This window comes from Lysobacter lycopersici (genome assembly GCF_007556775.1).
GTDB lineage: Bacteria > Pseudomonadota > Gammaproteobacteria > Xanthomonadales > Xanthomonadaceae > Pseudoluteimonas > Pseudoluteimonas lycopersici.
Window position 1 is genome coordinate 1,891,731 of record NZ_CP041742.1, and the last position, 24,536, is coordinate 1,916,266.

At 68.5% G+C, this 24,536-nt stretch carries 11 protein-coding genes; all 11 read left to right on the top strand.

Annotated elements, in window-relative coordinates; genetic code table 11:
- Positions 1 to 326 precede the first annotated feature (326 nt).
- On the top strand, positions 327 to 1,547 hold the full coding sequence (locus FNZ56_RS09435) for a hypothetical protein (protein WP_143879596.1): 1,221 nt from the start codon (positions 327 to 329) through the stop codon (positions 1,545 to 1,547).
- 51 nt (positions 1,548 to 1,598) lie between these two features.
- On the top strand, positions 1,599 to 7,376 hold the full coding sequence (locus FNZ56_RS09440; protein WP_143879597.1) for a type I polyketide synthase: 5,778 nt from the start codon (positions 1,599 to 1,601) through the stop codon (positions 7,374 to 7,376).
- Between the two features lie 60 nt (positions 7,377 to 7,436).
- Positions 7,437 to 8,348, top strand: a complete 912-nt coding sequence (locus FNZ56_RS09445) for a sulfotransferase family protein (protein WP_143879598.1) — start codon at positions 7,437 to 7,439, stop codon at positions 8,346 to 8,348.
- The gene (locus FNZ56_RS09450) at positions 8,341 to 8,793 is read left to right on the top strand and encodes a hypothetical protein (protein ID WP_143879599.1); all 453 of its coding nucleotides are present in this window, start codon (positions 8,341 to 8,343) and stop codon (positions 8,791 to 8,793) included. The genes FNZ56_RS09445 and FNZ56_RS09450 overlap by 8 nt, the downstream gene beginning before the upstream one ends.
- 41 nt (positions 8,794 to 8,834) lie before the next feature.
- Positions 8,835 to 10,358 (top strand): efflux transporter outer membrane subunit, encoded by a 1,524-nt coding sequence (locus FNZ56_RS09455; RefSeq protein WP_185970715.1) that lies wholly within the window; start codon positions 8,835 to 8,837, stop codon positions 10,356 to 10,358.
- Complete coding sequence (locus FNZ56_RS09460; RefSeq protein WP_143879601.1) at positions 10,355 to 12,805, top strand: HlyD family secretion protein; 2,451 nt, start codon at positions 10,355 to 10,357, stop codon at positions 12,803 to 12,805. The genes FNZ56_RS09455 and FNZ56_RS09460 overlap by 4 nt, the downstream gene beginning before the upstream one ends.
- A 25-nt stretch (positions 12,806 to 12,830) precedes the next feature.
- Positions 12,831 to 16,001: an SDR family NAD(P)-dependent oxidoreductase gene (locus FNZ56_RS09465; protein ID WP_143879602.1), complete on the top strand. Its 3,171-nt coding sequence runs from the start codon at positions 12,831 to 12,833 to the stop codon at positions 15,999 to 16,001.
- Positions 15,988 to 20,868 carry a type I polyketide synthase gene (locus FNZ56_RS09470; RefSeq protein ID WP_143879603.1) on the top strand — a complete coding sequence of 1,627 codons (4,881 nt, stop codon included), beginning with the start codon at positions 15,988 to 15,990 and terminating at the stop codon, positions 20,866 to 20,868. The genes FNZ56_RS09465 and FNZ56_RS09470 overlap by 14 nt, the downstream gene beginning before the upstream one ends.
- 38 nt (positions 20,869 to 20,906) lie before the next feature.
- Complete coding sequence (locus FNZ56_RS09475; RefSeq protein WP_143879604.1) at positions 20,907 to 21,974, top strand: alpha/beta fold hydrolase; 1,068 nt, start codon at positions 20,907 to 20,909, stop codon at positions 21,972 to 21,974.
- Positions 21,971 to 23,437, top strand: coding sequence for a hypothetical protein (locus tag FNZ56_RS09480; protein WP_143879605.1), 1,467 nt, complete (start codon positions 21,971 to 21,973; stop codon positions 23,435 to 23,437). The genes FNZ56_RS09475 and FNZ56_RS09480 overlap by 4 nt, the downstream gene beginning before the upstream one ends.
- Positions 23,438 to 23,578: 141 nt before the next feature.
- A complete protein-coding gene (locus tag FNZ56_RS09485) occupies positions 23,579 to 24,535 on the top strand; it encodes an alpha/beta hydrolase (protein WP_185970716.1) in 957 nt (318 codons plus the stop codon).
- Position 24,536: the final 1 nt, after the last annotated feature.

Here is a 24,536-nt window from a genome sequence, read left to right on the forward strand (position 1 = left end):
GCGAAGATCGGCAACTCGCCGTCCGGTATCGGGCGGCACGGTGCGCAGTTGCGACGCCGGTGCGGCAGGAAACAGAGCGCACCGAGTCGTGGGTCGCATGCGTCAGGGGGCGCGGCGCGGCACGGACATGCTTGCACGAGGGTGGAACACGACCCTCCCGGGCAGGGCATGGCCGGCGCAGGGTTTGGAACGCGTTGACTGCTGTATCACGGCTTTCCGCGCAGGGCGGTCCAACCGCTCCGGCACGCTTTTTGCCTAGAACAAACGAGGAAGCGGTTTAGCAAGGTCGATCCGAGGTTGAGTAGCCGGGGTTTCCGCGGGGAGTCATGAGCCGGATGCTTGGAAAATGGTCGCGAGCTGCATTGTGCGCGACGGTGCTTGCGGGGCTGATTCTGGGCCTTGCCGGCAACGTCGTGGCCGCCACCGTGTCGCTCGAAGGCACGCAGACTCCGCTGAAGGGCAATGCCGAGCGGATCATTTCGCTGCGCCACCAGGAGCACATGTGGGAAGCCGCCAACGGCGAAACCTACGTGATCATCAACCGCGGGACCCAGGGCAACCTCGACAGCCTGCAGGTTTTCTCCACCCCGGATCGGGGCCTGTCCTGGTATCCGGGGCCGCGCCTGCCCGGAAGCGACCGCAACTCCATTTCCGACGGCTACCTCGACGGCAAGATCCTGTACGTCACCTACAGCACGCCGGCCGGCGCCGTGATGTTCACGGCCCTGCAGCGCCAGGGCGCCACGGCGGTGGCCACGTGGAAGACGATCTGGTCCGACACCGCGTTTTCCTCGCCCGGCACGATCGCGATCAATCCGGCCATGGCCGTCGATGCCGGCGGCACGATCTGGCTCGCGTTCGTCGGCCAGGACGTCGCCACCGGCAATTACTCCATCCGGATGCTGCGAAATACCTCGCAGGCAGAGGGTTGGGTGGATACCGGCTTCACGTTCGGGGCCGTCGACAACCTGTCGATCGAGCGCAGCGCGCGGCCGGTGGCGACGGCGACGGGCGTGGGCATGGTCTATGCAGTCCATAACCAGGTCTTCTGGGCCTCGCGCGAAAACGCCTGGCCCCAGAACCAGGCCTGGGCCAGGCAACTGCTGTTCACCAGCCAGTCCGGCGACACCGATCCCTATGCCAGCCACTTCAGCGTCGCCGCCGACGACCAGCACGACATCCACATGTCGCTGTCCGATGGCGGCCGCGTGCGCTATTTCCGCTTCGATGCCGCCACCAAGGCGTGGAGCGCCAAGTGGCTGACCGGCAACATCAGCGCCGGTTACCTGCAGACCTCGATCGTGGCGGGCGACGTCGTCGTGGCCAGCAACAACTACAGCAATGTCGTGGTGCTGCGGAGCACTGACAACGGGGCCAGCTTCACGACGCCGTACATGCTCGTGCACCCGGCGCCGGGCAATGGCGTCAGCTATCCGTATCCCCGCGTGGAAACCGCATCGCGCACGGCCGGCCCGATGCTCCTGTTGCAGCAATACGTCGACAACAGCCAGCAGCGCCTGCTGCTTTTCAACGTGCCATTGCCATGAACCGAACCACCGCGCACCGGCATGCCAAATGCGACAGGAGTCGTAGCCATCATGACTGAGTTCACCGTCCTGACCTTCACTCCGGCGGGCCATTGCCACCCGGACCTCGCCATCGCGGCCTGCCGCGCGGGCGGGGTCGGCGTCGTCAACGGCGAATTGCTGCCCGGCAGCGCGCTGGCCCGTCGCGCGCTTGACGTGTTGTCCGCCGCCACCGCCGCGCCCTACGGCGCGAAGTGCGACGCGATCGATGCGGAGATGGAAGCGGCGCTGCGTTCGCATGCGCAACGCGGCCTGCAATGGCTCATCGTCGATGCCGGGCTCGTGCCCGCGCATGCGGCGCTGGTCCGCGACCTGCGCTCGGCCGGCGTCAAGGTCCTCGCCGAAGTGACCACGCCGGAATGGCCGGGCGCTTCGCTCGATGGCGAGGTCGACGGCCTGTTGCTCAAGGGCAACGAAGCCGGCGGATTCGTCGGTGAGGACGCCAGTTTCATCCTGTTGCAGAAATGGCATGGCCGCACCGCGCTGCCGTTGTATGTCCGCGGTGGCTTGACCCCGCACGTCGCGGCGGCGTGCAGCGCGATCGGTGTCGCCGGTGGCGTGCTCGAGTCGCAATTGCTGATGCTCGACGAGGCGCGCTTGCCGACCGCACTGCATTCGGTGCTCACCAACCTCTCGGGCAGCGAGACGGTCGCGGTCGGCGATGCCGAGCGCGGCGAATATTTCCGCCTGCTGGTGCGCCCGGGCTACGAAGGCGCGCGCGAGTTCGTCGCCAGCGGCGAAGGCCTCGTCGAAGCCGGCCTGCGCCCGCGCGTGACCGGGCGCGCCGACTGGAACGATCCCAAGCAGTCGTTGCTGCCGATCGGCCAGGACGTCGCCTTCGCCGCGCCGTGGCGCGCGCAATACCGCCATCTCGGCGCGGTGCTCAAGGCGATCGCGACGGCGGTCGAAAACAACCTGCGGCAGGCGGTCGAACACCAGCCGGTCGCCGAAGGCGGGCCGCTGGCACAGGCGCTCGGCCTGCGCTACCCGCTGGTGCAGGGGCCGATGACGCGCGTGTCCGACACCGCGGAATTCGCGATGTCGGTGGCGCAGGGCGGCGCCCTGCCGATGGTCGCGTTCGCGCTGCTCAAGGGCGAGCCGCTGGACAAGCTGCTCGCGCGCACGAAGCAGTTGCTCGGCGACCGCCACTGGGGCATCGGCCTGCTCGGCTTCGCGCCGCAGACGCTGCTCGACGAACAACTGTCGATCGCGATCAAGTACAAGCCCGACTACGCGATCATCGCCGGCGGCCGCCCCGACCAGGCCGTGCACCTAGAGGAAGCCGGCGTGCCGACCTTCCTGCACGTGCCCGCGGCCAAGCTGATCCCGATGTTCCTGCGCGAGGGCGCACGCCGCTTCATCTTCGAAGGCCGCGAATGCGGCGGCCACATCGGCCCGCTCAGCAGCTTCGTGCTGTGGAGCTCGATGGTCGACCAGCTGCTGGCGGAACTCGCGCCGGGCAAGATCGACGCCAGCGAAATCCAGCTGCTGTTCGCCGGCGGCGTGCACGACGCGGTCTCGTCGGCGATGGTGCAGGTACTGGCCGCGCCGCTGGCCGCGCGCGGGGTCAAGGTCGGCGTGCTGATGGGCAGCGCCTACCTGTTCACCCGCGAGATCGTCGCCAGCGGTTCCATCGTCACGCAGTTCCAGCGCGAAGTGCTCGATTGCGAACGCACGATCAACCTCGAGTCCGGCCCCGGCCACGCCAGTCGTTGCGCGTACACGCCGTTCGCCGAGGAATACATGAAGAAGCGCAGGGAACTGCGCGAACAGCAGGTACCCGGCGACGAAGCGCGCCAGGTGCTCGACCAGCTGATCCTCGGGCGCCTGCGCATCGCGTCCAAGGGCCGCGTGCGCGATTCCGAAGGCGCGATCCAGCAGCTGTCGGTCGACGAACAACGCGCCGAAGGCATGTACATGCTCGGCCAGGTCGCGACCCTGCGCGCCGACGTGACCGACGTCGAAACCCTGCACCGCGAGGTGACCACCGACGCGATCGCGCTGCTGGCCGAACGCCTGCAGCAACGCAACGCCGAAGCCATGGCGCCGGAAGCCGTCGCCAACCAGCCGGCCGACATCGCCATCGTCGGCATCGCCAGCGTGCTGCCCAAGGCCGCCGACAAGCGCGAATACTGGGAAAACATCCTCGCCAAGGTCGACGCGATCAGCGAGATCCCGTCGCACCGCTGGGACTGGCGCCTGTACTTCGACGCCGACCGCAACGCGCGCGACAAGATCTACTCGAAGTGGGGCGGCTTCCTCGACGACCTCGTGTTCGACCCGATGAAGTACGGCATGCCACCGAAGTCGCTCGAATCGGTCGACCCGATGCAGCTGATGTCGCTGGAAGTCGCGCAGCGCACGCTGGTCGACGCCGGCTACCACGAGAAGGCATTCGACCGCGAACGCGCCTCGGTGATCATCGGCGCCAGCGGTGGCGCCGGCGACGTCGGCACGCAATACGGCATCCGTTCGGAATGGCCGCGCTTCAACGGCGCGTTGCCGGAAGAAGTGGCCAAGCGCCTGCCCGAGTGGACCGAAGACACCTTCGCCGGCCTGTTGCTCAACGTGGTGCCCGGGCGCATCGCCAGCCGCCTCAACTTCGGCGGCGTGAACTTCACCACCGACGCGGCCTGCGCCTCGTCGCTGGCGGCGGTGTACCAAGGCGTGACCGAACTGATGGCCGGGCGCAGCGATTTCGTCCTCGCCGGCGGCGTGGACACGGTGCAGGGGCCGTTCGGCTACCTGTGCTTCAGCAAGACCCAGGCGTTGTCGCCGCGCGGCCGTTGCTCCACCTTCTCCGCCGACGGCGACGGTATCGTGATTTCCGAAGGCATCGCGATGATCGCGATGAAGCGCCTCGCCGACGCCGAGCGCGACGGCGATCGCATCTACGCGGTGATCAAGGGCGTGGGCGGCAGCAGCGACGGTTACGCGAAGGGCCTGACCGCGCCGCTGCCCGCGGGCCAGCTGCGCGCGATGCGCCGCGCCTATGCGCAGGCCGGTTTCGGCCCGGGCGACGTGCAATTGTTCGAAGCGCACGGCACCGGCACCGTTGCCGGCGATACCGCGGAACTGGAGAGCACCACGCGCCTGATCGCCGAAGCCGGCGGCAAGCCGCGCCAGGCCGCGATCGGTTCGGTGAAGACGCTGATCGGACACACCAAGGCCGCGGCCGGCGTGAGCGGACTGGTGAAAGCCTCGCTCGCGCTGCACCACCGCGTGCTGCCGCCGCACGGCAACACCCCCAATCCGAACGCGATCCTGCGCCAGGACACGAGCCCGCTTTACCTGCTCGACGAACCGCAGCCGTGGCTGGCCGCGCCCGATGGCGCGCCGCGCCGCGCCGCGGTCAGCGCGTTCGGCTTCGGCGGCACCAACTTCCACATCGCGTTGCAGGAATACGCCGGCGAATACCGCGAATGGCTGCGTCCTTCGGCCGCGTCGCGCACATGGCCGACCGAGTTGTTGCTGTGGAGCGCGCCGGATCGCGAATCGCTGCTGTCGCGCGTTACCGCCCTGCAGGCGCAGTTGGCCGGTGCGCAGGACATTGCGCTGCGCGACCTTGGAGCCAGCCTCGCCGAGCGCTGGCAGCCCGGTCGCGAGACGCTGTCGATCGTGGCGAAGGATCTTCGCGACCTCGGCACGCAACTGGAAAGCGCGGTGAAGTTCCTGCGCGGCGAAACGCAATCGCTGCCGCCGACCATCCGCCATGCATCCGCGGGACAAACGCCGGGCAAGCTGGCCCTGCTGTTCCCCGGCCAGGGTTCGCAATACACCGGCATGCTGCGCGAACTGGCGCTGCACTTCCCGGTGTGCGCGCAGGCGCTGTCGGATGCCGATCGCGTGCTCGCGGACGAGTTCGCGCAGCGCTTCGGCGACGAGGCCATGCTCAGCCGCTTCATCCTGCCGCGCGGCGCCTACGACGACGAACGCAAGGCGCAGGCACGCCAGGCGCTGACCAACACCGACGTGGCCCAGCCCGCGCTCGGCGCGGTCGAGGTCGCGATGCTGCGCCTGTTGCGCGAGTTCGGCGTCGGCGGCGACATGGCCGCCGGCCACAGCTACGGCGAATTCGTGGCGTTGCACGCCGCCGGCGCGATCGATTTCGACGCGCTGATGTCGCTGTCCGCGGCACGCGGTCGCTTCATCGTCGATGCGGCGCGCGCGGAAGGCAGCGAACTCGGCACGATGGCCGCCGTGCGCGGCAGCCGCGAGCAGGTCGAACAGGCGATCGCCGGCATCGCCGGCGTCGTCGTCGCCAACCACAACGCACCGGCGCAGACCGTCGTCTCCGGTTCGCACGCGGGCATGGAAGCGGCGATGCAGGCGCTGGCGAACGCCGGCGTCGAAGCGACGATGCTGCCGGTCGCGGCGGCGTTCCATTCCAGCCTGGTGAAGCCGGCGCGCAATGCCCTGGCCGCGAAGATCGAAGCCACGCCGTGGCACGAAACCGCGATGCCGGTGTATTCGAACGCCAGCGCCAAGCCGCACTCCGCCGACGTTGCCGCCACCCGGCGCGCGATGGCCGAGCACCTGGTGCAGCCGGTCGAATTCGTCGCCGAAATCGAGGCGATGCACGCCGACGGAGCGCGCGTGTTCCTGGAGGTCGGCCCGAAGTCGGTGTTGTCCGGGTTGACCGCGAAGATCCTCGGCGGCAAGCCGCACGTCGCGATCGCGATGGACAACGGTACCGGCCTGCCGGGGCTGTTGAACGCGTTGGGGCAACTGCTGGCCGCGGGCATCGCGCTGGACCCGCGCCGGCTGTTCGCCGGTCGCGATTGCCGCATCGGCGATCCTTCGAACCTGGCCTCGCTCAAGCCCGACACCACGCTGCCGAAGACCGCGTGGCTGCTCAACGGCAGCAAGGCGCGCCGCGCCAGCGAACCGATGCCGCAGATCGGCGTCACCATCGACCACGTCCCCACGCCGCCCGCGGCGCCGGCACCAACCCCGACTCCGGCCGCGGCCGCGGCCGTCGTCGCGCCGGTGCCCGTCGCGCAAGCGGCACCGCAAGCAACCACACCACGCCCCGTCGCCACGCCGGCGATGGCGCGCACCACCGCCCCGCGTCCGGCCGCGGGCGGGCGTTTCCCACCAGCACACCGCCGAGCAAGCGAGGAGCGGCACATGTACGAGCGCAAACCCAACGACGCCGATGTGATGGCGAATTATTTCGAAACGATGCGCCAGTTCCTGGAAACCCAGGGGCAGGTGATGGCGGCCTACATGGGCGAAGCCTCGTCGATGCCGCGCGCGACGTATACGCGCGCACCGCGCCTCGCCGCACCGATCAATGCGACTCCGGCTGCGGCGATGCCGGCGCCTGCACCGGCGCCGATCGTCGCCGCGCCCGCACCAGCGCCCGCACCGGTGGTCGCGGCGCCCGTGGCGACCGCGCCTGCGGCCTCCCCGCCGGCACCGGCACCGGCACCCGCGGCGCAGCCCGTTGCCACCGACGGCGCGTTCGACCGCGAGAAGCTGGCCGACCTGCTGCTCGGCATCATCGAGGAGAAGACCGGCTATCCGCGCGACATGGTCGGCCTCGACCAGGGCCTGGAAGCGGACCTCGGCATCGACTCGATCAAGCGCATCGAAGTCGTCGGCGCGATGTTGCAGACCTTGCCCGAGCCGATGCGCGAGGCGCTGACGCCCAACCGCAGCAAGCTCAACACGCAAGCCACCCTCAACGGCATGCTCGACATCCTCGTGCAGGCCACGCCGGGCGGTTCCGCCAAGGCCGGCGGCAGTGTGCGCGAGCTGCATGCAGACGAGCGCAAGCGCGCCTGACGCCGACGAGGACGAACGCGAGGAGCCACGCTTGAGTGCCGTACCACCGAACCACCGACGATGACCGCACCCCTCTTCCTCCTGGCGCCGCCCAGGTCGTACACATCGCTGGTGAACGCCATGCTGGGCCAGCATCCGCAGGCCTTCGGCCTGCCGGAGCTTTGCCTGTTCAATGTCGAACGGCTGGTGGACCTGTGGGTCGGGGTGGAGGGTGAGAACGCCGAACGCGGGGCGATGGCGCGCCACGGGCTCATGCGCGCGGTGGCGGAGATCTACGGCGGCGAGCAGACCACCACCACGGTGAACATGGCGCGCGCCTGGGCCTCGGCGCGCGAGGACTGGGACACCGGGCGCGTCTTCCAGGAAATCGTCAAGGCGATCGACCCGCTGGTCGCGGTCGAGAAGAGCCCGTCCTACGCCGTCGCGGTGCCACGCATGCGCGGCCTGCTGAAGGCGTTCCCCGATGCGCGATTCGTGCACCTGATCCGCCATCCCATCCCGCAGGGCAAGTCGGTGATGGCGATCAACGAAGGCGCGTTCACGATGAAGATGAACGCGTTCGAGATCGACGAGGATTACGCCATCCTCGAACCGCAGATCGCCTGGCACGACGTGAACCTCAACATCCTAGAATTCCTCGAGGAGGTGGCGCCGGAACAGCAGATCCGCATGCGCGGCGAGGACATCATGGCCGACCCGCGCACCCATCTCGGCGCGATCGCGCGCTGGGCGGGCCTGCGCGACGACGATGAGGCGATCGAGGAAATGATGCACCCGGAGCGTTCGCCGTTCGCCTGCTTCGGTCCGGTGACGGCGCTGTTCGGCAACGACCCGAACTTCCTCTCCGGCCCGACGTTCCGCCCGCACAAACCCAAGATCCCGGCGCTGGACGCCGAGCTGCCGTGGCGCAAGGACGGCAAGCGCCTCTATCCACAGGTCGTCGAACTGGCGAGGGAATTCGGATATGCCTGACAACAAGACCGAACCGACGCCGGCGGTGCACCCGTCGAACATCGCCGCGAACGCCAAGTCCGGCAAGCGCGACCGGCTGTCGCCCGCGCCGCTCGATCCGTTGACCGGCCGCAGCGATCCCTCGCAGATGAAGCCGCACCAGGCGGCGCTGCGCCAGGCGGTGGTGGATTCGTTCAACGCCAAGAAGGCGCGCACTTTCCTGCAGAAGCAGGTGCACCACATCAGCACCAACCGCGAACTGGCGGACGGCATCAAGTTCCTGTTCGACGAACACGGGCGCCCGCCGAACATGCCGATCGAGGACATCGTCGAGGAGCGGCGGATGGTCGAGTACCACCTGATGTGGGTCGAGGGCGTGCTCAACGAACTGCGCCACCGCCTGATCAAGATCAAGGAAGTCGAGGATTACGCCCTGGAAATGCTGTCGCGCGCGGGGCACAAATGACCGAGGGATGCATGCGGGGACACATGGAAAAACGACGCGGAATGCTTGTGCGCAACGGCGGCGCGGTGCTGGCCTGCGCGCTGGCGACGGCCCTGACCGGCTGCGTCACGCTCGGCCCCGACTACCAACGCCCGGACGTGGCGCTGCCGCAAGCCTGGCGCAGCGAATTGCCGAACGCCCGCGACGTGGTCAACACGGAGTGGTGGAAGGGGCTCGGCGACCCGGCGCTGGATACGCTGATCTCCGAAGCCATCGACGCCAACAAGGACCTGCAGCTCGCGACCCTGCGCGTCGAGGAGTTCGACGCCAAGCTGCAGGTCACGCGCGCGCAGGGCCGGCCGCAGATCGGTTACAACGCGCTGGCAGAGCGCAGGGGCTACAGCGAGGAACAGCCGCGGCCGGTCAACAAGAACGACGACGGCACTTTCGAGCGGGTCACCACCCAGAACGCGTTCGAGGTCGGCAGCAACTTCAGCTGGGAACTGGACCTGTGGGGCCGCGTGCGCCGCGCCAAGGAAGCGGCGGGCGCCGACGTGATGGCCAGCGAGGACGCGCGCCGCGCGATGATGCTGACCGTCGTCACCAGCGTCGCGACCAGCTACGTGCAACTGCTTGCGCTCGACCACCAGCTGGAGCTCGCGCGGCAAGCGGAGAAGAATCGTAGCGACGCGCTGGCGCTGGTGCAGAAGAAATACGAGGGCGGCGCCGCTTCGCAGCTGGATGTGGCCAAGGCCCGCGCAGCGATGTACGACGTGGCGGTGGCGGTTCCCGACCTGGAACGCCAGGTCGCGGAACTGGAGAACGCGACGTCCTTGCTGCTCGGCCGCAATCCCGGCCCGGTCAAGCGCGGTTCGTTGCTTGCATTGAAACTGCCGCCGGTACCGGCGGGCATTCCCTCCGACATCCTCGAGCGCCGCCCCGACGTGTTGCAGGCGGAGCAGAACCTGGTGTCGGCGAACGCGAAGATCGGCGTGGCCAAGGCGGAATATTTCCCGAGCATTTCCCTGACCGGCCTGCTCGGCCTCGGCAGCAACCAGATCGACACCTTGCTGCAGCACTCGGCGATGACCGATTCGATCGGCGCCGGGCTGCTCGGCACGATCTTCAGCGGCGGCCGAATCAAGGGCGACATCCGCGCCTCCGAAGCGGTGCAGAAGCAGATGCTGGTGAAGTACCAGCAGACCATCCAGACCGCGCTGCGCGAAGTCGATGACGCGCTGGTGTTCAACGCCAAGGCGGGCGAAATCGCGACCGCCGGCACCCAGCAACTCGCCGCCCTGCGCGACGCGGTGCGCTTGTCCGAGGCACGTTACGACGGCGGCCAATCGAGCTTCATCGACGTGCTCGACGCGCAACAGGACCTGTATGAAGCGCAGGACAAGCAGGTCGGGCGCGACCGCGACACCTACCTGGCGCTGATCTCGATCTACAAGGCCATGGGCGGCGGCTGGATGGTGGCGCAGGAACAGCAGCGCGATGGCGGCGGCGCCAACAACACCGCGACGCAGGCCCCGGCGGCCGACCCGCAAGCATCGACAGAGACTCGACGGAATTCCAGCCAATGACCGAACAGCCCAGCCAGAAGATCGTTCTCCCCGCCTACCTCATCCGGCGCCTCGAGGCGTTCCGCATCGCGAAGGGCAGCGAGCACAGCTACATCCTGCGCGACAAGTTGTACGGCAAGACCTACGACTTCGACCCGTGGCAGTTCTTCATCCTCGAAGTGCTGCCCGGCTGCGAAACGCTGGAGAAGCTGCAGGCCGTCTTCCACGACCGCTTCGACCGCACGATCACCAAGGACGAGCTGGACATGCTGTTCTCGTCGATCGCCGACCAGAAGCTGTTCGAGGAATCGGCGCTGCAGCACCCGCTGCTGGAGCAGTACGCCAAGCACAGCTTCGAAGTCGTCGACGGCAAGGCGGTGCACAAGTCGTTCAGCACGGTCGGCCAGGCCGCGCCAGCGGCGCCAGCAGCCGCGGCGCCCGTGGATGGCAAGGCGGCAGGCGATGGCGGGGCTCCGGAACTGCCGCCGGGCGTGGAAGGCGCCACCGGCGTGGATTCGCGTGCCGCGTCGCGGATGCTGAAGCTGTTCGACCCGCGGCCGATGCTGAAGGCGCTCGCGCCTGCGGTCGCGCCGTTGCGCTACGCGATGTACGCGGTGCCGGTGCTGCTGCTGGTCGCGATCGTGCTGGCGGCGAACAACTGGCACGTGCTGTCTTCCGACCTCGGCAACCTGCATGCGCATTTCAGCCTGTTCGCGCGCGTCATCTTCATGCTGCTGACGGTCAACGTGCTCTCCGTGCTGGTGATGTCGTTCGTGGCGAACGCGTTCCGCGTCAGCGTCGACAAGATCGGCATCACCGTGCTGCTCGGTTTCATCCCGCGCTTCACCACGCACATGACCGGCACCGAGAACCTGAGCCGCCGGGAGACGATGTGGCTGCATGCCTCCAACATCATCCTGAGGCTGTTCCTGTTCAGCGTCGCCATGCTGGTCTGGTACAACACGCGCGACCATGCGAATACCTTGACGGAATTCGCGCTGATGATGGTGCTGGTGGCGGGCGCGAGCCTGATCATCGAAACCGGGAACCCGCTCGCCAAGGGCAGCGCCTACTTCCTGCTCTCGGCCTTCCTCAACGAGAAGAACCTCCGCGGCAAGGCCTACCGGGCCCTGGTGGGCAAGTTCCGCGGCGACGTCTACGAGCCCGCCAACAGCAATGCGCTCGCCCTGTATTCGCTGGCGACCATCACCTACCTCATCTTCCTGGTGCTGCTGATCGGGGTCGGCCTGCTGGAATGGCTCAACGGCCACCTGCGCCTGGGCGGTTCGGCGGTGATCATCGCCGGCGCCTTCGTCGCCTACTTGCTGTGGCGCAACTACACCGGCCTCAAGCACTTCGGCGACATCTACGAGAAGACCCAGCAGTTCGACCGCTGGCGCAAGCGCACGCTCACCGCCGACGACATGGCCCCGGGCGAGACGCCCAAGGCGCCGATGGCCTGGTGGAAGAAGGTGCTGCTGGCGACGCCGGTGGTGCTGCTGTTCCTGCCGTATCCGTACGAGGTGAGCGGCTCGTTCTCGATCTACCCACTGCGCCGGCAGGTGCTGTCGACGGATACGCCGGGGCTGATCCAGACCGTGTATTTCGATGGCGGCGAGTCGGTGAAGCAAGGCACGGTGATCGCGCGCCTGGCCGACAACGACTATGCCGGGCAGGTGAAGGTGCTGGACGCGCAGATCCAGGAGCAGGCCGCCGTCCTCGCCAACCTCAAGGCGGGGCCGAAGCCGGAACAGGTGCGCGTCGCGCAGGAAGCGCTGGAAACCGCGCGCACCACCGCGCGCTACAGCCGCGAAAAGGTGCCGCGCATCGAGAAGCTGTATGCGTCCGGCGCGATGTCGTTCGAGGAGCTCGATACCGCGCGCAAGCAGCGCGACGACGACGCCATGGAGGTCACAGAGCGCATCGCCGACCTGCAGTTGGTCAAGTCCGGCGCCACCGCCGACGAGATCGCCGCGGCCGAAGCCAAGTTGTCCAGCCTGCAGCAGCAGCGTGCCATCGAGGCCGACAAGGTCGCGCGCACCGAAGTGCGCATGCCCTTCGACGGCAACATCCTGACCCTGCACCTCAAGGACCGCACCAACAGCTTCCTCGACAAGGGCCAGCCGCTGGCGACGGTCGAATACATCGGCACGGTCACCGCCGAAGTCGACATCCCCGAGGCCGACGTGCAGTACGTCAAGCCCGGCGCGAAGGTCCGCATCCGCCCGGTCGCGTACTTCAACCGCGAGTTCGACGGCACGGTGGCGACGATCGACCGCAACGTGACCAAGGAAGAAACCGGCACCACGCTCAAGATCCTCGCGACGATCGACAACCACGGTGGCGAGCTCAACACCGGCATGACCGGAACCGCCAAGATCCAGGGCGAAACCATGCCGGTGTGGAAGGCGTTCTCGCAGGCCATCATCCGCTTCGTGAAGGTGCAGGTCTGGTCGTGGATTCCGTAATCGAAAAGCAGCAGCGGGAGGCGGCATGACGCGTTCGACCGATCCGGAGGTCCTGTCGGCGTACTTCGCGACCATGCGCCAGTTCCTGGCGACGCAGTCGCGCGTGATGTCGTCGTTCCTCGGCACGCAGCCCGCGGGTACGGACCTGCCGGCGTTGCCGGCGGAACTGTCCGCAAACATGCCCGGCGACATGCCGATGCCCTTCGTCGCCGAAGCCAGCGCGCCCGCGCCCGCATTCGAAGCGCCGCAGGGGCCCGCGCCCGCGTCGGTCGCGGCGCCCGTGCAGGAAATGCCCGTGGTGGTGCCCGCGGCGAACGATCGCGATACGTTGTCGCGCGATGCGCTCGTCGATTTGCTGCTCGGATTGGTGGAAGAAAAGACCGGCTATCCGCGCGACATGGTCGGCCTCGGCCAGAACCTCGAAGCCGACCTCGGCATCGATTCGATCAAGCGCATCGAGATCGTCGGCAGCCTGTTGCAGCAGTTGCCCGCGCATGTCCGCGATGCGCTGGCCGAACAGCGCAGCAAACTGAACACGCAGCCGAACCTGCAGGGCATGCTCGACCTCGTCGGGCAGGCCGCGGCGAATGTCGCCGCACCCGTAGCCGCCGCCGCTGCGGCCGAAGCGGTGGCGCACGCACCTGCCACGCCGGTCGTCGACGTCGCGCCCGCGCCGCCGCGCTGGGTGATGCGCCCGCGGCACGAGCCGCTGGGCGCCGATGCCGCGCGCGGGCTGACGCCCGGGGGTTTCGTGCTCACCGGCGACCGCCTCGGCGTGGCCAATGCACTCGCCGCGACCTTACGTTCGCGCGATGTCGATGTCGCCATCGTCGATGCGGAAACGCTCGCCGACGAAGACAAACTGCTGCAGTGGTGCGCGGCGTCCGCGCCGGCGACGCCGATCGCCGGCATCGTGCACCTCGCGCCGCTGGGGTCGCCGGCGATCGCCGCGGACGGTTCGCCCGCGCAATGGCGGCAGGCGATCCAGGCCAACGAGAAATCGCTGTTCCTGCTGTTGCGCGAACTCGGTTCGCGCATGGCCGACGAAGCGCACGTGGTCGCGGCCAGCGACCTCGGCGGCCTGTTCGGCCGCGAGGGCAGCGCCGACGACGATTTGCGCCTGGTCGGCGGCGGCGTGGGCATGGTGAAGTCGCTGTCGAAGGAGCGCACCAGCCTGCGCGCCAAGGCGGTGGACCTGGATCCCTCGCGCAACGCGAACGAACTGGCCGCAGACCTGTTCGCCGAAATCGAACTCGACGGCGGCCGCGTTGAAGTCGGTTATCCCGACGGCGAGCGCTTCGTGTTCCATACCGTGGCCGAGGACGTCGCCACCGACGCGGCGCGCGAGGAAGCGCTTGCCGGCGTGGTCGTGCTCGCCACCGGCGGCGCGCGCGGCATCACCGCCGAGGTGCTGCGCGAACTCGCGCGCCCGGGCAACGTGCTGGTGCTGACCGGGCGCAGCCCGTTGCCGGAAAGCGAACCGGCGGAGACCGCGGCGCTGGCCGATGCCGAGGCGCTGCGCGCGCATTTCGTCGCGCAGGTGCGTTCGGGCGCGGCGAAGATGACGCCCGGCGAGATCGGCAAGCGCGTGCAGGCGGTGATCGGCCTGCGCGAGATGCTCGACAATGTGAAAGACCTGCGCGCCGGCGGCGCCACGGTCGAGTACTACGCGATCGACGTCACCGACGACGAGGGCATCCGCGCGCTGGTCGAGGGCGTCACCAAGCGCCACGGCCGCATCGATGGCATCGTGCATGGCGCGGGCGTGATCGAGGACAAGCTGCTGGCCGACAAGCGCAGCGACAGCTGGTCGCGCGTGGTCGACACCAAGGTCGTCGGCATGCTGCTGCTACAGAAATACGTCGATCCGGCCAGGCTGAAGTTCTTCAACGTGTTCAGTTCGGTCGCCGGGCGTTACGGCAACAGCGGCCAGTCCGATTACGCGACCGCGAACGAATTGATGAACCGCTTGTGCACCGCGCTACAGGCGCGCTGGGGGCAGCGCGTCGCGGTCAGCGCGTTGTGCTGGGGCCCGTGGGGTCCGACCAAGTTCGGGGCCGGCATGGTCACCGCCGACACCGAGGCCAAGTTCGCCGAACAGGGCGTGCGGCTGGTGTCCGCGGCGCTGGGCCGCAAGCTGTTCCGCGGGGAACTCTCCTGCGCCGCCGGGACGCCGGTGGAAATCGTCTGCGGCGAAGCGCTGTGGGATACACGCGAAGAGGAACTCGGCGTCATCCGCCGCGTGTCCGTCGAAACGCCCGTCGACGGCGCGACCGTCGGTCCGTTGATCGGCTTCAGCCAGGAGCAGGCCGGCACCGGCGGCGAACGCATCCTGCCGTTGCGCCTGGATGCATCGCGCCACCGCTACCTGCACGAACACGTGCTCGACGGCAAGCCGGTGCTGCCGGCCGCGGTCGCGCTGGAACTGATGGCCGAAGCGGCGAAGATCATGTGGCCGGGCTGGCGCGTGGTCGAAGTGCGCGAGCACAAGCTGCTCAAGGGCGTCGAGCTCAAGGGCATGGACGTGCGCGACAGCGCGCGCAACCTGCAGGTGCGGATCGCGCCGCCGCCCTACGGCAGCAGCGAAGGTTTCGAAGTCGCGGCCTCGCTGGAAAGCGAACTCGCGCCCGGTCGTTTCATTCCGCATTACCGCTGCGTGTTGCGGCTGGAGCAACTACTGCCGGCACCCGAACACGCCGACCGCCAATTCCACGACGACAAGGCGTTGAGCACGGCCAAGGCCTACGGCGAATGGCTGTTCCACGGCCCGCGTTTCCAGGTGATCGAAAAGATCGACGGGCTGTCGCCGCAGGGCGCCGGCGCGAGCGTGCGCAGCACCCGGCCCGCGCAATGGCTCGCCGATGGCGCGGGCGAACAGGACTGGGTGTTCGACCCGGGCCTGCTCGACGCCGCCGCGCAGATGGCGTGGCTGTGGTCGCGCGCCTACCGCGACGAATCCGCGTTGCCGGCGCGCTTCGGCCGCGTGGTCCGCTACCGCGAGCGTTTCCCCGAACGCATGCACATGCAGTACACGCGCATCGCTTCCGACGACCCGACCCTGATCCGCGGCAACGTGCTGTTCCTGGACGACGCCGGCGAGGCGGTGATGTCGATCGAGCAGCTCGACAGCATCGCCAGCGCCGCGCTCAACCGCTTCGGCGGCACCGCGCAGGAGGCCTCGCATGTCGCGGCCTGAGCATGCCGGCCCCGGGCAGGCCGTCGCCGACATGAACGCGCCGATCGCGATCATCGGCATGGCCTGCATCTTCCCGCAGGCGCCGGACCTGCACGCCTTCTGGAACAACATCCTCGAAGGCGTGGACGCGATCGGCGAACCGGTCGCGGACTGGGGCGCCCAGCGCTACCTCGACGCCGGGCGGATCAAGACCCCGTTCGGCGGCTACCTGAAGGACCTGTACCGCTTCGATCCGCGCGAGTTCGGGATCATGCCGAACTCGGTGGCCGGCGGCGAAACCGACCAGTACCTCGCGCTGCGCGTCGCGCGCGATGCGCTGGCCGATGCCGGCTACCTGCATCCCGACGCCGACCACGGCGAAACCGGCATCGTGCTCGGCCACAGCGCCTACCTGCACGCGGGCCAGGTCACCGTCATCCAGAACAACATCGTCATCGACCAGACGATGGACCTCGTGCGCGCGGCGATGCCGCACATGGGCGAGGAGGCGCTGCAGGAACTGCGCGCCATGCTGTTGAAGAAACTGCCGCCGACCAACGCCGACAACGCGCCCGGCCTCGTGCCGAACATGATGACCGGGCGCATCGCCAACCGGCTCAACCTGCGCGGCCCCAATTACGTGCTCGACGCGGCCTGCGCCTCGTCGCTGCTGGCGGTCGCCGCCGCGGCCGACGAACTGCGCACCGGCCGCAGCCGCATGATGCTCGCCGGCGGCGTCAACGCGACGCTGCCTGCCGACGTCAACGCCAGCTTCACCCAGCTCGGCGCGCTCAGCGCGCGCGGCAAGGTGCGCCCGTTCGAAGCCGGCAGCGACGGCACCCTGCTCGGCGAAGGCCTCGGCGTGGTCGTGCTCAAGCGCCTCGACGACGCCATCGCCGACGGCGACCGCGTGTACGCGGTGCTGCGCGGCGTCGGCCATTCCAGCGACGGCAAGGGCACCGGCCTGCTCGCGCCCAGCCACGACGGCGAAACCCTCGCGATCCGCCGCGCCTACGCGGTCACCGGCATCGACCCGGCGAGCGTCGACCTGGTCGAAGCGCACGGCACCGGCATCCCGCTCGGCGACCAGACCGAAATCGCCTCGCTCGGTTCCGTGTTCGGCGAACGCAACGCGCCGGTCGGCACCAAGGCGCTGGGCTCGGTGAAGTCGATGATCAGCCACACCATCCCGGCCGCCGGCATCGCCAGCGTGATCAAGATGTCGCTGTCGCTGCACCACCGGACCTTGCCGCCGACGCTGTGCGAACAGGTTAATCCGGAACTGGGCATCGACAAGACCCCGTTCTACGTCAACACCCGCGTCTCGCCGTGGATGGTGCCGACCGGGCAGCCGCGCCGCGCGGCGGTGAATTCCTTCGGCTTCGGCGGCATCAACGCGCATGCCATCCTCGAGCAGGCACCCGAGGCCGCGGTGGTGCCGGGACGCATGACCGACTGGCCGGTCGAACTGTGCGTGCTGTCCGCCGACAGCGCCGAAGCGCTGCTGGCGAAACTGGATGCGCTGGCCGCCGGCCTCGAGCGCAATCCTTCGTGGCGCCTGCCGGAAGTGGCTGCTGCATTGGCGAAGCAGGATTCCGCCGCGGACCACCGCGTCGCGATCCTTGCCAAGGACATCGCCGCGCTGGCCAGCGGTATCGCGCAGGCGCAGGCGAAGGTGCGCGACGGCAAGGTCGCCACCGGCGCGGGCGGTCGCGGCCGCGTGTTCTACGGCAACCGCCGCGTCGAGGGCAAGCTCGCGTTCCTGTTCCCCGGCGAAGGCTCGCAATACCCGCACATGTTCGCAGAACTCGCGCTGCGCTTCGACGAAGTGCAGCACTGGCTGGATTTCTGGCGCGGCCTGTACGGCCTGCCCGCGGGCCAGTCGCGCACCGACATCGTGTTCCCCAGCAGCGAAGTCGACGACGCGCGCCGCGCCGAGCTCGAGGAACGGCTGCACGGCATGGACGTGGGTTCCGAAGCCGTGTTCGTCGGCGGCATGGCGATGCACGCGCTGCTGACTTCGCTCGGCGTCGAGCCGGACGTGATGCTCGGCCACAGCTCCGGCGAATCCGCGGCGCTGGCCGCGTGCGGCGCGAACGCGGCGACCACGCCGCAGGAATTGTCGGACTGCATCAGCAAGCATTACGCGGTCTACGACGCGCTGCTGCAGTCGGGCAAGATCCCGGTCGGCGCGCTGCTCGCGGTCGGCGCGCTGCCTTCGGCGGATGTCGAGCGTTACCTCGCGCAGCTGGGTCGCGACGTGCAGGTCGCGATGGACAACTGCAGCAACCAGATCGTGCTGTACGGCAGCGTCGCCGACATCGCCCACGTGCAGGAAGGCCTGAGCGCGCTCGGCGCGATCTGCATGCCGCTGCCGTTCGACCGCGGCTACCACACGCCGGCGTTCGCCGACGTCAGCGCCGCGTTCGAGAAGTACTACGAGGACATCGGGCTGGAACGGCCGACGGTGCCGCTGTATTCCTGCGCCTCGGTCGACCTGTTCCCGGACGATCCGGCGCAGGTGCGCGCGCTCGCCGCCGGCCAGTGGTCGCAGACGGTGCGTTTCCGCGAAACCATCCGCAAGATGCACGACGACGGCGTGCGCGTGTTCGTCGAGGTCGGCCCGTCGGGCAACCTCGTCGCGTTCGTCAACGACATCCTCGCCGACCGCGAATGCGTGGCGCTGTCGAGCAACGTGCGGCGCAAGAACGGCGTCGAGCAGCTGCTCGCGACGCTCGCGCAGTTGTACATCGCCGGCCGCCAGGTCGACCTGGGCAAGCTGTTCTCGCGGCGCGAACTTGCGCGCATCGACCTCGATGCGACCACGACCGTGCGGCAACCGCCGGTGCTCGACAACACCATGCCGATGGTCCGCTTCAGCGAGGCCGATCGCGAACGGGTGCGGCAACTGGCGCAGGCGCCGGTGCATGTGCTACCGCAAGCATCGGCACCACTGCAGCCACAGGCGCAAGCCGCCGCGGTGCCGCCGGCAGGCGTCGTCGATGAAGTCGCCGCGACGCCCGCGGCACAGGTGGCGGGCGAGGACGGGCGCGTGCAGGTGATGAGCGAATACTTCGAGGTCATGCGCGATTTCCTCGAACGCCAGACCGAACTGATGCAATCGCTTCCGGCGACGGAAGGATTCGCCGCGGGCGATGCCGGCGCCGCGCCGCAGGCCGCGTCCTCGCATGCGGTCGACGGCTACGCGCCGATGCTCGACCGCATCGTCGAACACGACGAATCGCACCTCGTCGCGCAGTGCCACGTCTCGCTCGACAACGACCAGTTCGTCCGCGACCACGTGCTTTCGGGCCCCGTGTCCGAGGCCGATCCGTCGCTGCGCGGCCTGGCCTGCGTGCCGTTCATGGCCAGCCTCGAGCTGATGGCCGAGGCCTGCGCGGCATTGGCCGGACGCACCGACCTCGGCGTGATCGAGAACGTCAAGGCCTTCGACTGGATCGCACTGGACGACGGCGCGCTCGACATCGAGGTGCATGCGCGCATCATCGATCGCGAACGCGGCCATTACGCGGCGCATGTGACCACCCCACGCGGCATGGCGGTCAGCGGCGAGTTCCGCTTCGAGCGCGATTGGCGGCTGGCGAACGTCGCGCCGCTGGCCGAACCACGGCCGTGGAACATCCACGTGCCCAGCCTCTACACCACCGATCGCCATGCCATGTTCCATGGCCCGGTGTTCCAGAGCGTGCGCGAGATCCTCGCATGGGACGACACCGGCATCGACGTGCGCCTGAGCGAAGTCGGCCTCGCTGATTTCTTCGCGCCCGGGCACACGCCGCGGCTGGTGATCAACCCGGTGTTGCTCGACGCGTTGAGCCAGGTCGCGCCGTGCTGGCTGGTGCAATACGTCGGCCCGGAATTCCATTCCTTCCCCTCGCACATCGACCGCATCGAGTTGTACGGGCCGTGCCCGGCCGACCGCGAGGGCATCGTGGTGCGCGGGCGCCAGCGGCCCGCCGATGGCGTCAGCACCGACATCAACGCGCCGCGCAACTGGGACTTCGACTGCATCGACGGCGAGGGTCGCGTGCTGCTGCGCTGCCACGCGATGGGCAACCTGTTCTTCACCGTGCCGCCGAGCTACCACATGGCGCGCGTGAACCCGCTGCAGGGTTTCCTCGGCGCACCGGCCGAGCCGGTGGCGATGGACGGCGTGTCGCTGTGGCAGGTGCCGCTGATCGCGCCGGAACTCGCCACCCAGTCCGGCGGCATCTGCATGCGCGTGCTCGCGCACGTGCTGCTGTCCGAGGAAGAACGCGGCGAATGGCGGATGCTGCAGGGATCGCTGCGCCACCATCGCGAATGGCTGTCGGGCCGCGCCGCGCTGAAGGAAGCGGTGCGGCACTGGATCCACCAGCAGACCGGGCAACTCGTTTATGCAGCCGACGTGGTGGTGCTGCACGACGAATACGGTGCGCCGCACGTCGACGGCTGGTGGAACGGCACGCTGGTCGAGGCGCCGCGCGTATCGCTCTCGCACAGCGGGGAATCGTGCCTGGTCGCGGTCGCCGCGCCGGACCTGCCGGTAGGCGTCGACCTCGAGGGAATGGGCCGGGTGCAACCCGAGCTCGTTGCCCAGTCGCTCGCCGTGCACGAACGCCCGTTGGTCGACGGGTTCTCCGGCGCCGAGCTCGACGAACGCGTACTGCGCCTGTGGTGCGCGAAGGAAGCCGCATCCAAGTGCCTCGGCATCGGCTTGCAGGGCGCACCGGCGGAATTCGGCATCCGTTACGCCGACGCCGCCTGCGAAACCCTGCTCGTGGAGCATCCGCTGGGCACGGTCGAGGCGCGCGTCGTGCGTCGGCACGATGCGGTCATCGCGGTGGCGACGCCTGCGTCTCTGGAAACAGAGGTCCACTACGCATGAGCGATCCGATGCTGATGCCAGGGCGCACGGGGTAACCGGTGCCGACAGCCACCGTCAATGGCGTGCGCCTGAACTACGTCCAGACGGACGATGGTGGCGATGGCGCGCGCGAAGACCTGGTCATGGTGCATGGCCTGGCCACCAACCTCGCGTTCTGGTATTTCCAGTACGCGTCCGAATTCTCCACGCGCTTCCGCGTGACCCTGCTCGACCTGCGCGGGCACGGGCGTTCGGAGATGCCGGCCGAAGGATATTCGCCGACCGCGATGGCGCGCGACCTTGGCGGATTGCTCGACCACCTCGGCATCGCCAAGGCGCACATCGTCGCGCACAGTTTCGGCGGCGTCGTGGCCTTGAAGTTCGCCTGCGAGCAGCCCGACCGTGTGCGCAGCCTGGTGCTGGCCGACAGCCACATCGCCGCGGTGCGCCGGCTCGGCCCGCCGCGCGACTGGACGTACGGGCAGGGCATCCAGCAGGTCCTCGACCGCCACGGGCTCGACCTCGATACCCAGCATCCCTATTTCGGCTACCACCTGATCACCTGCATGGCGCAATGGCAATTGCATGGCACCAAGGTGCCCGCGGAACTGGCCGAACTGGTCAGCCCGCTGATGGGCAAACTGGCGAAACACACGGCGCGGCAATGGCTCGCGCTGATGGAAACGACTTCGGCGAAGGCGCAGATGATGGGCGATGACGGGCTGACGCTGGAGGAATTGCGCAAGCTGCAATTCCCGATCCTCGCGTTGTACGGCGACAACTCGCACGCGCGCCTGACCGGCGAGGCGCTGCTCGAGGTCTGGCCGCAGGCCGAGTTCCGCGGCGTGCGCGATGCCGGGCATTTCTTCCCCTCCTCGCGCCCGCAGGAAATGATTTCCGACTGCAGGCGTTTCTGGGGCGGCGAATTCTCCGCCGAACAGCGCCGCAATCGCGCCGGCGAAGCACCACGCAACTACATCCGCAGCGACCGCGTGTTCGCGGTCGACGACGCCTGGTACTTCATGACCCGCGAGAAATGCCGGATGGGCCCGTTCGCCACCCGCGAAGACGCGCTGGCGGAGATCCGGGCCATGTTCGCCCCGGCGGCTGCGGCGGTTCCGGCGTGAGCGCGCCCAGGGTGAACAAGCTCGGGATCCGCCCGGGCCTGAGCCGGCATCATTTCCGGAAAATCGCCGAACGCGGTTTCGGCGACGGGCACAATTCGTACACGCATTCGATGACGTGGTTCAACGGGCGCTTGTACGTCAGCACCATGCGCGACAACTTCGCGCTGATGCGTTCGCGCCTGTCGTTGGGCCTCGACGTGTGGCCGGTCGAATGCCCGCGCGATCCGTTCGAGCTCGACCTGCGCGCGGAGATTTGGGCCTACGATCCCGCCACCGGGGTCTGGGACCGCGTGTTCAAGGCGCCGATGATCACCGGCAGCCACGGCAAGCCGATCCCGCGCGACATCAGCTATCGCGCCGCGGCCGTCTTCCGCCGCAACGAGTCGGAGGCGCCGAAACTGTTCATCAGCACCTGGTCGCCGGCACGCGGGCCCGGCCCGGTGATCATGGCGACCGAGGACGGACGCAACTTCGAAGTGACCTGCGAACCGGGGCTGGTCGGTTTGCCGGTGACCACGATCCGTTCGATGGTGCCGTTCAAGGGCCGCCTGTACACCACGCCCGCCGGTTCGCGCGGCGGCAATACCAACATCTCCGGGCATTCGGTGGTGTACGAGAGCAGCGACCCGGCGCGCGGCGGCTGGCGGCCGGTGAGCGACTTCGGCTTCGGCGACGTCGGCAACAAGTCGCTGCACGAAGTCTGCGCCTGGGGCGACCACCTCTACGTCGGCACGCTCAACCACAGCGGTTTCCAGTTGTGGCGCAGCACCTGCGAGGGCGAAGCGCCCTACCAGTGGGAACGCGTGCTCGAACAGGGCGCGTGGCGCGGCAAGTTGAACCAGGGCGTGCTCAGCCTGTATCCGTTCAAGGGCTGCCTGTACATCGGCACCGGCATCCAGGGCGGCGGCATCGACCGCGCGAACGACATCGGCCCGGGCGCATCGGAACTGCTGCGCCTGCACCCGGACATGAGCTGGGACCTGATCGTCGGCGAAGGACGCGACACGCCGGACGGGCGCAAGGATCCGCTGTCGGGCCGGCAGCCGGGCTTCGACAACTTCTTCAACGGCTATTTCTGGCGCATGGTCGAGCACGAAGGCTGGCTCTACATGGGCACCTTCGAGTGGAGCAGCATCCTCGGCTACGTCAACCGCAGCCGCTGGCCCAAGGCGTTCGCCAACGTGGTCGCGCACGTCGATCCGCAGAACATCCTCGACTACCAGTCGGGCTTCGACCTGTACCGCAGCCACGACGGCGAGAACTGGGTGCCGGTGTCGACCAACGGCATGGGCAATCCCTACAACATGGGCCTGCGGACCTTCGCGTCGACGCCGCACGGCTTGTTCCTGGGCACCGCCAATCCGTGGGGGCCGAAGATCATGCCGATAGACGGATCTGGTTACATTTTCAATCCGCGCGGCGGCTGCGAGGTCTACCTCGGTTCGCTCGAAGAACGGCGGTGATGGAGGCGCAGGCGCAACATCGGCTGAATGCACCGGCGCCGGCGGCGCGGGTTCACTTCGCACTATCCCCGGCTGTGCGAGTATCGCCGCCGAATCCGATGGCGGCCTCCGCCGCCACGCCAGAAAGGTTGGAGGCACAACATGCTTTCGTCGATCGGGAAAATCGTCGTGGTCGCGGCCGTCGTGCTGGCGACCACCGCAGCGGCTTCAAGTTGCTCGGGGCAGACCATGCGTGAGCGTTGGCAGCAGAGGGCGGCGGAAAGGCGCGCCAATGGCGGACAAGGCCCGTTCGCCGCGCGCCGCATGCAGCAGCAACAGTCGATGGCGCTGCCTTCCGGCGCGCAGGTCGATCGCAACGTCGCCTACGGATCCGATCCCGAGCAGACGCTGGACGTGTATCGCCCGGCCAACGCGCAGAACGCACCGGTGATCTTCATGGTGCACGGCGGCGGCTGGGCGCGCGGCGACAAGGAAGCCGCGGGCGTGGTCAACAACAAGGTCGGGCACTGGCTGCCGAAAGGCTACATCGTGGTGTCGGTCGGTTACCGCCTGGTGCCGCAGGTGACGCCGATGGGCGAGGCGCAGGATGTCGCCAAGGCGCTCGCCTTCGCGCAGGGCAAGGCGCGTTCCTGGGGCGGCGATCCGTCGCGCTTCGTGCTGATGGGCCATTCCGCCGGCGCGCACCTTGTGTCGCTGCTGAGCGCGGCGCCGTCGATCGCCACCAACGCCGGCGCGGGTTCCTGGCTCGGCACGGTCGCGCTGGACAGCGCGGCATACAACGTCGTCGACATCATGCAGCAGTCGCATTTCTCGCTGTACGACAAGGCTTTCGGCAACGACCGACAGTTGTGGAGCGACGCCTCGCCCACGCTGCGCCTCGCGCATGCGCCGGTGCCCATGCTGCTGGTGTGCTCCAGCCGTCGCGCCGATTCCTGCGCGCAGGCCAGGGGGTTCGCGGACAAGGCGACTTCGCTCGGCGGTCGCGTGAGCGTGTTCCCGATAGACCTGCGCCACGGCGAGATCAACGCCGAACTCGGCGCGAGCGGCGACCTCACCGCGCAGGTCGACGGCTTCCTGCAATCCTTGAACCTGCCTTGAC

What these genes read in the sequence shown, in the direction of transcription:
- FNZ56_RS09460 (WP_143879601.1), top strand. Translation starts at nt 10,355, where the DNA reads ATGACCGAACAGCCCAGCCAGAAGATCGTTCTCCCCGCCTACCTCATC.
- FNZ56_RS09470 (WP_143879603.1), top strand. Translation starts at nt 15,988, where the DNA reads ATGTCGCGGCCTGAGCATGCCGGCCCCGGGCAGGCCGTCGCCGACATG.
- FNZ56_RS09485 (WP_185970716.1), top strand. Translation starts at nt 23,579, where the DNA reads ATGCTTTCGTCGATCGGGAAAATCGTCGTGGTCGCGGCCGTCGTGCTG.
- FNZ56_RS09450 (WP_143879599.1), top strand. Translation starts at nt 8,341, where the DNA reads ATGCCTGACAACAAGACCGAACCGACGCCGGCGGTGCACCCGTCGAAC.
- FNZ56_RS09465 (WP_143879602.1), top strand. Translation starts at nt 12,831, where the DNA reads ATGACGCGTTCGACCGATCCGGAGGTCCTGTCGGCGTACTTCGCGACC.
- FNZ56_RS09445 (WP_143879598.1), top strand. Translation starts at nt 7,437, where the DNA reads ATGACCGCACCCCTCTTCCTCCTGGCGCCGCCCAGGTCGTACACATCG.
- FNZ56_RS09455 (WP_185970715.1), top strand. Translation starts at nt 8,835, where the DNA reads ATGCTTGTGCGCAACGGCGGCGCGGTGCTGGCCTGCGCGCTGGCGACG.
- FNZ56_RS09435 (WP_143879596.1), top strand. Translation starts at nt 327, where the DNA reads ATGAGCCGGATGCTTGGAAAATGGTCGCGAGCTGCATTGTGCGCGACG.
- FNZ56_RS09440 (WP_143879597.1), top strand. Translation starts at nt 1,599, where the DNA reads ATGACTGAGTTCACCGTCCTGACCTTCACTCCGGCGGGCCATTGCCAC.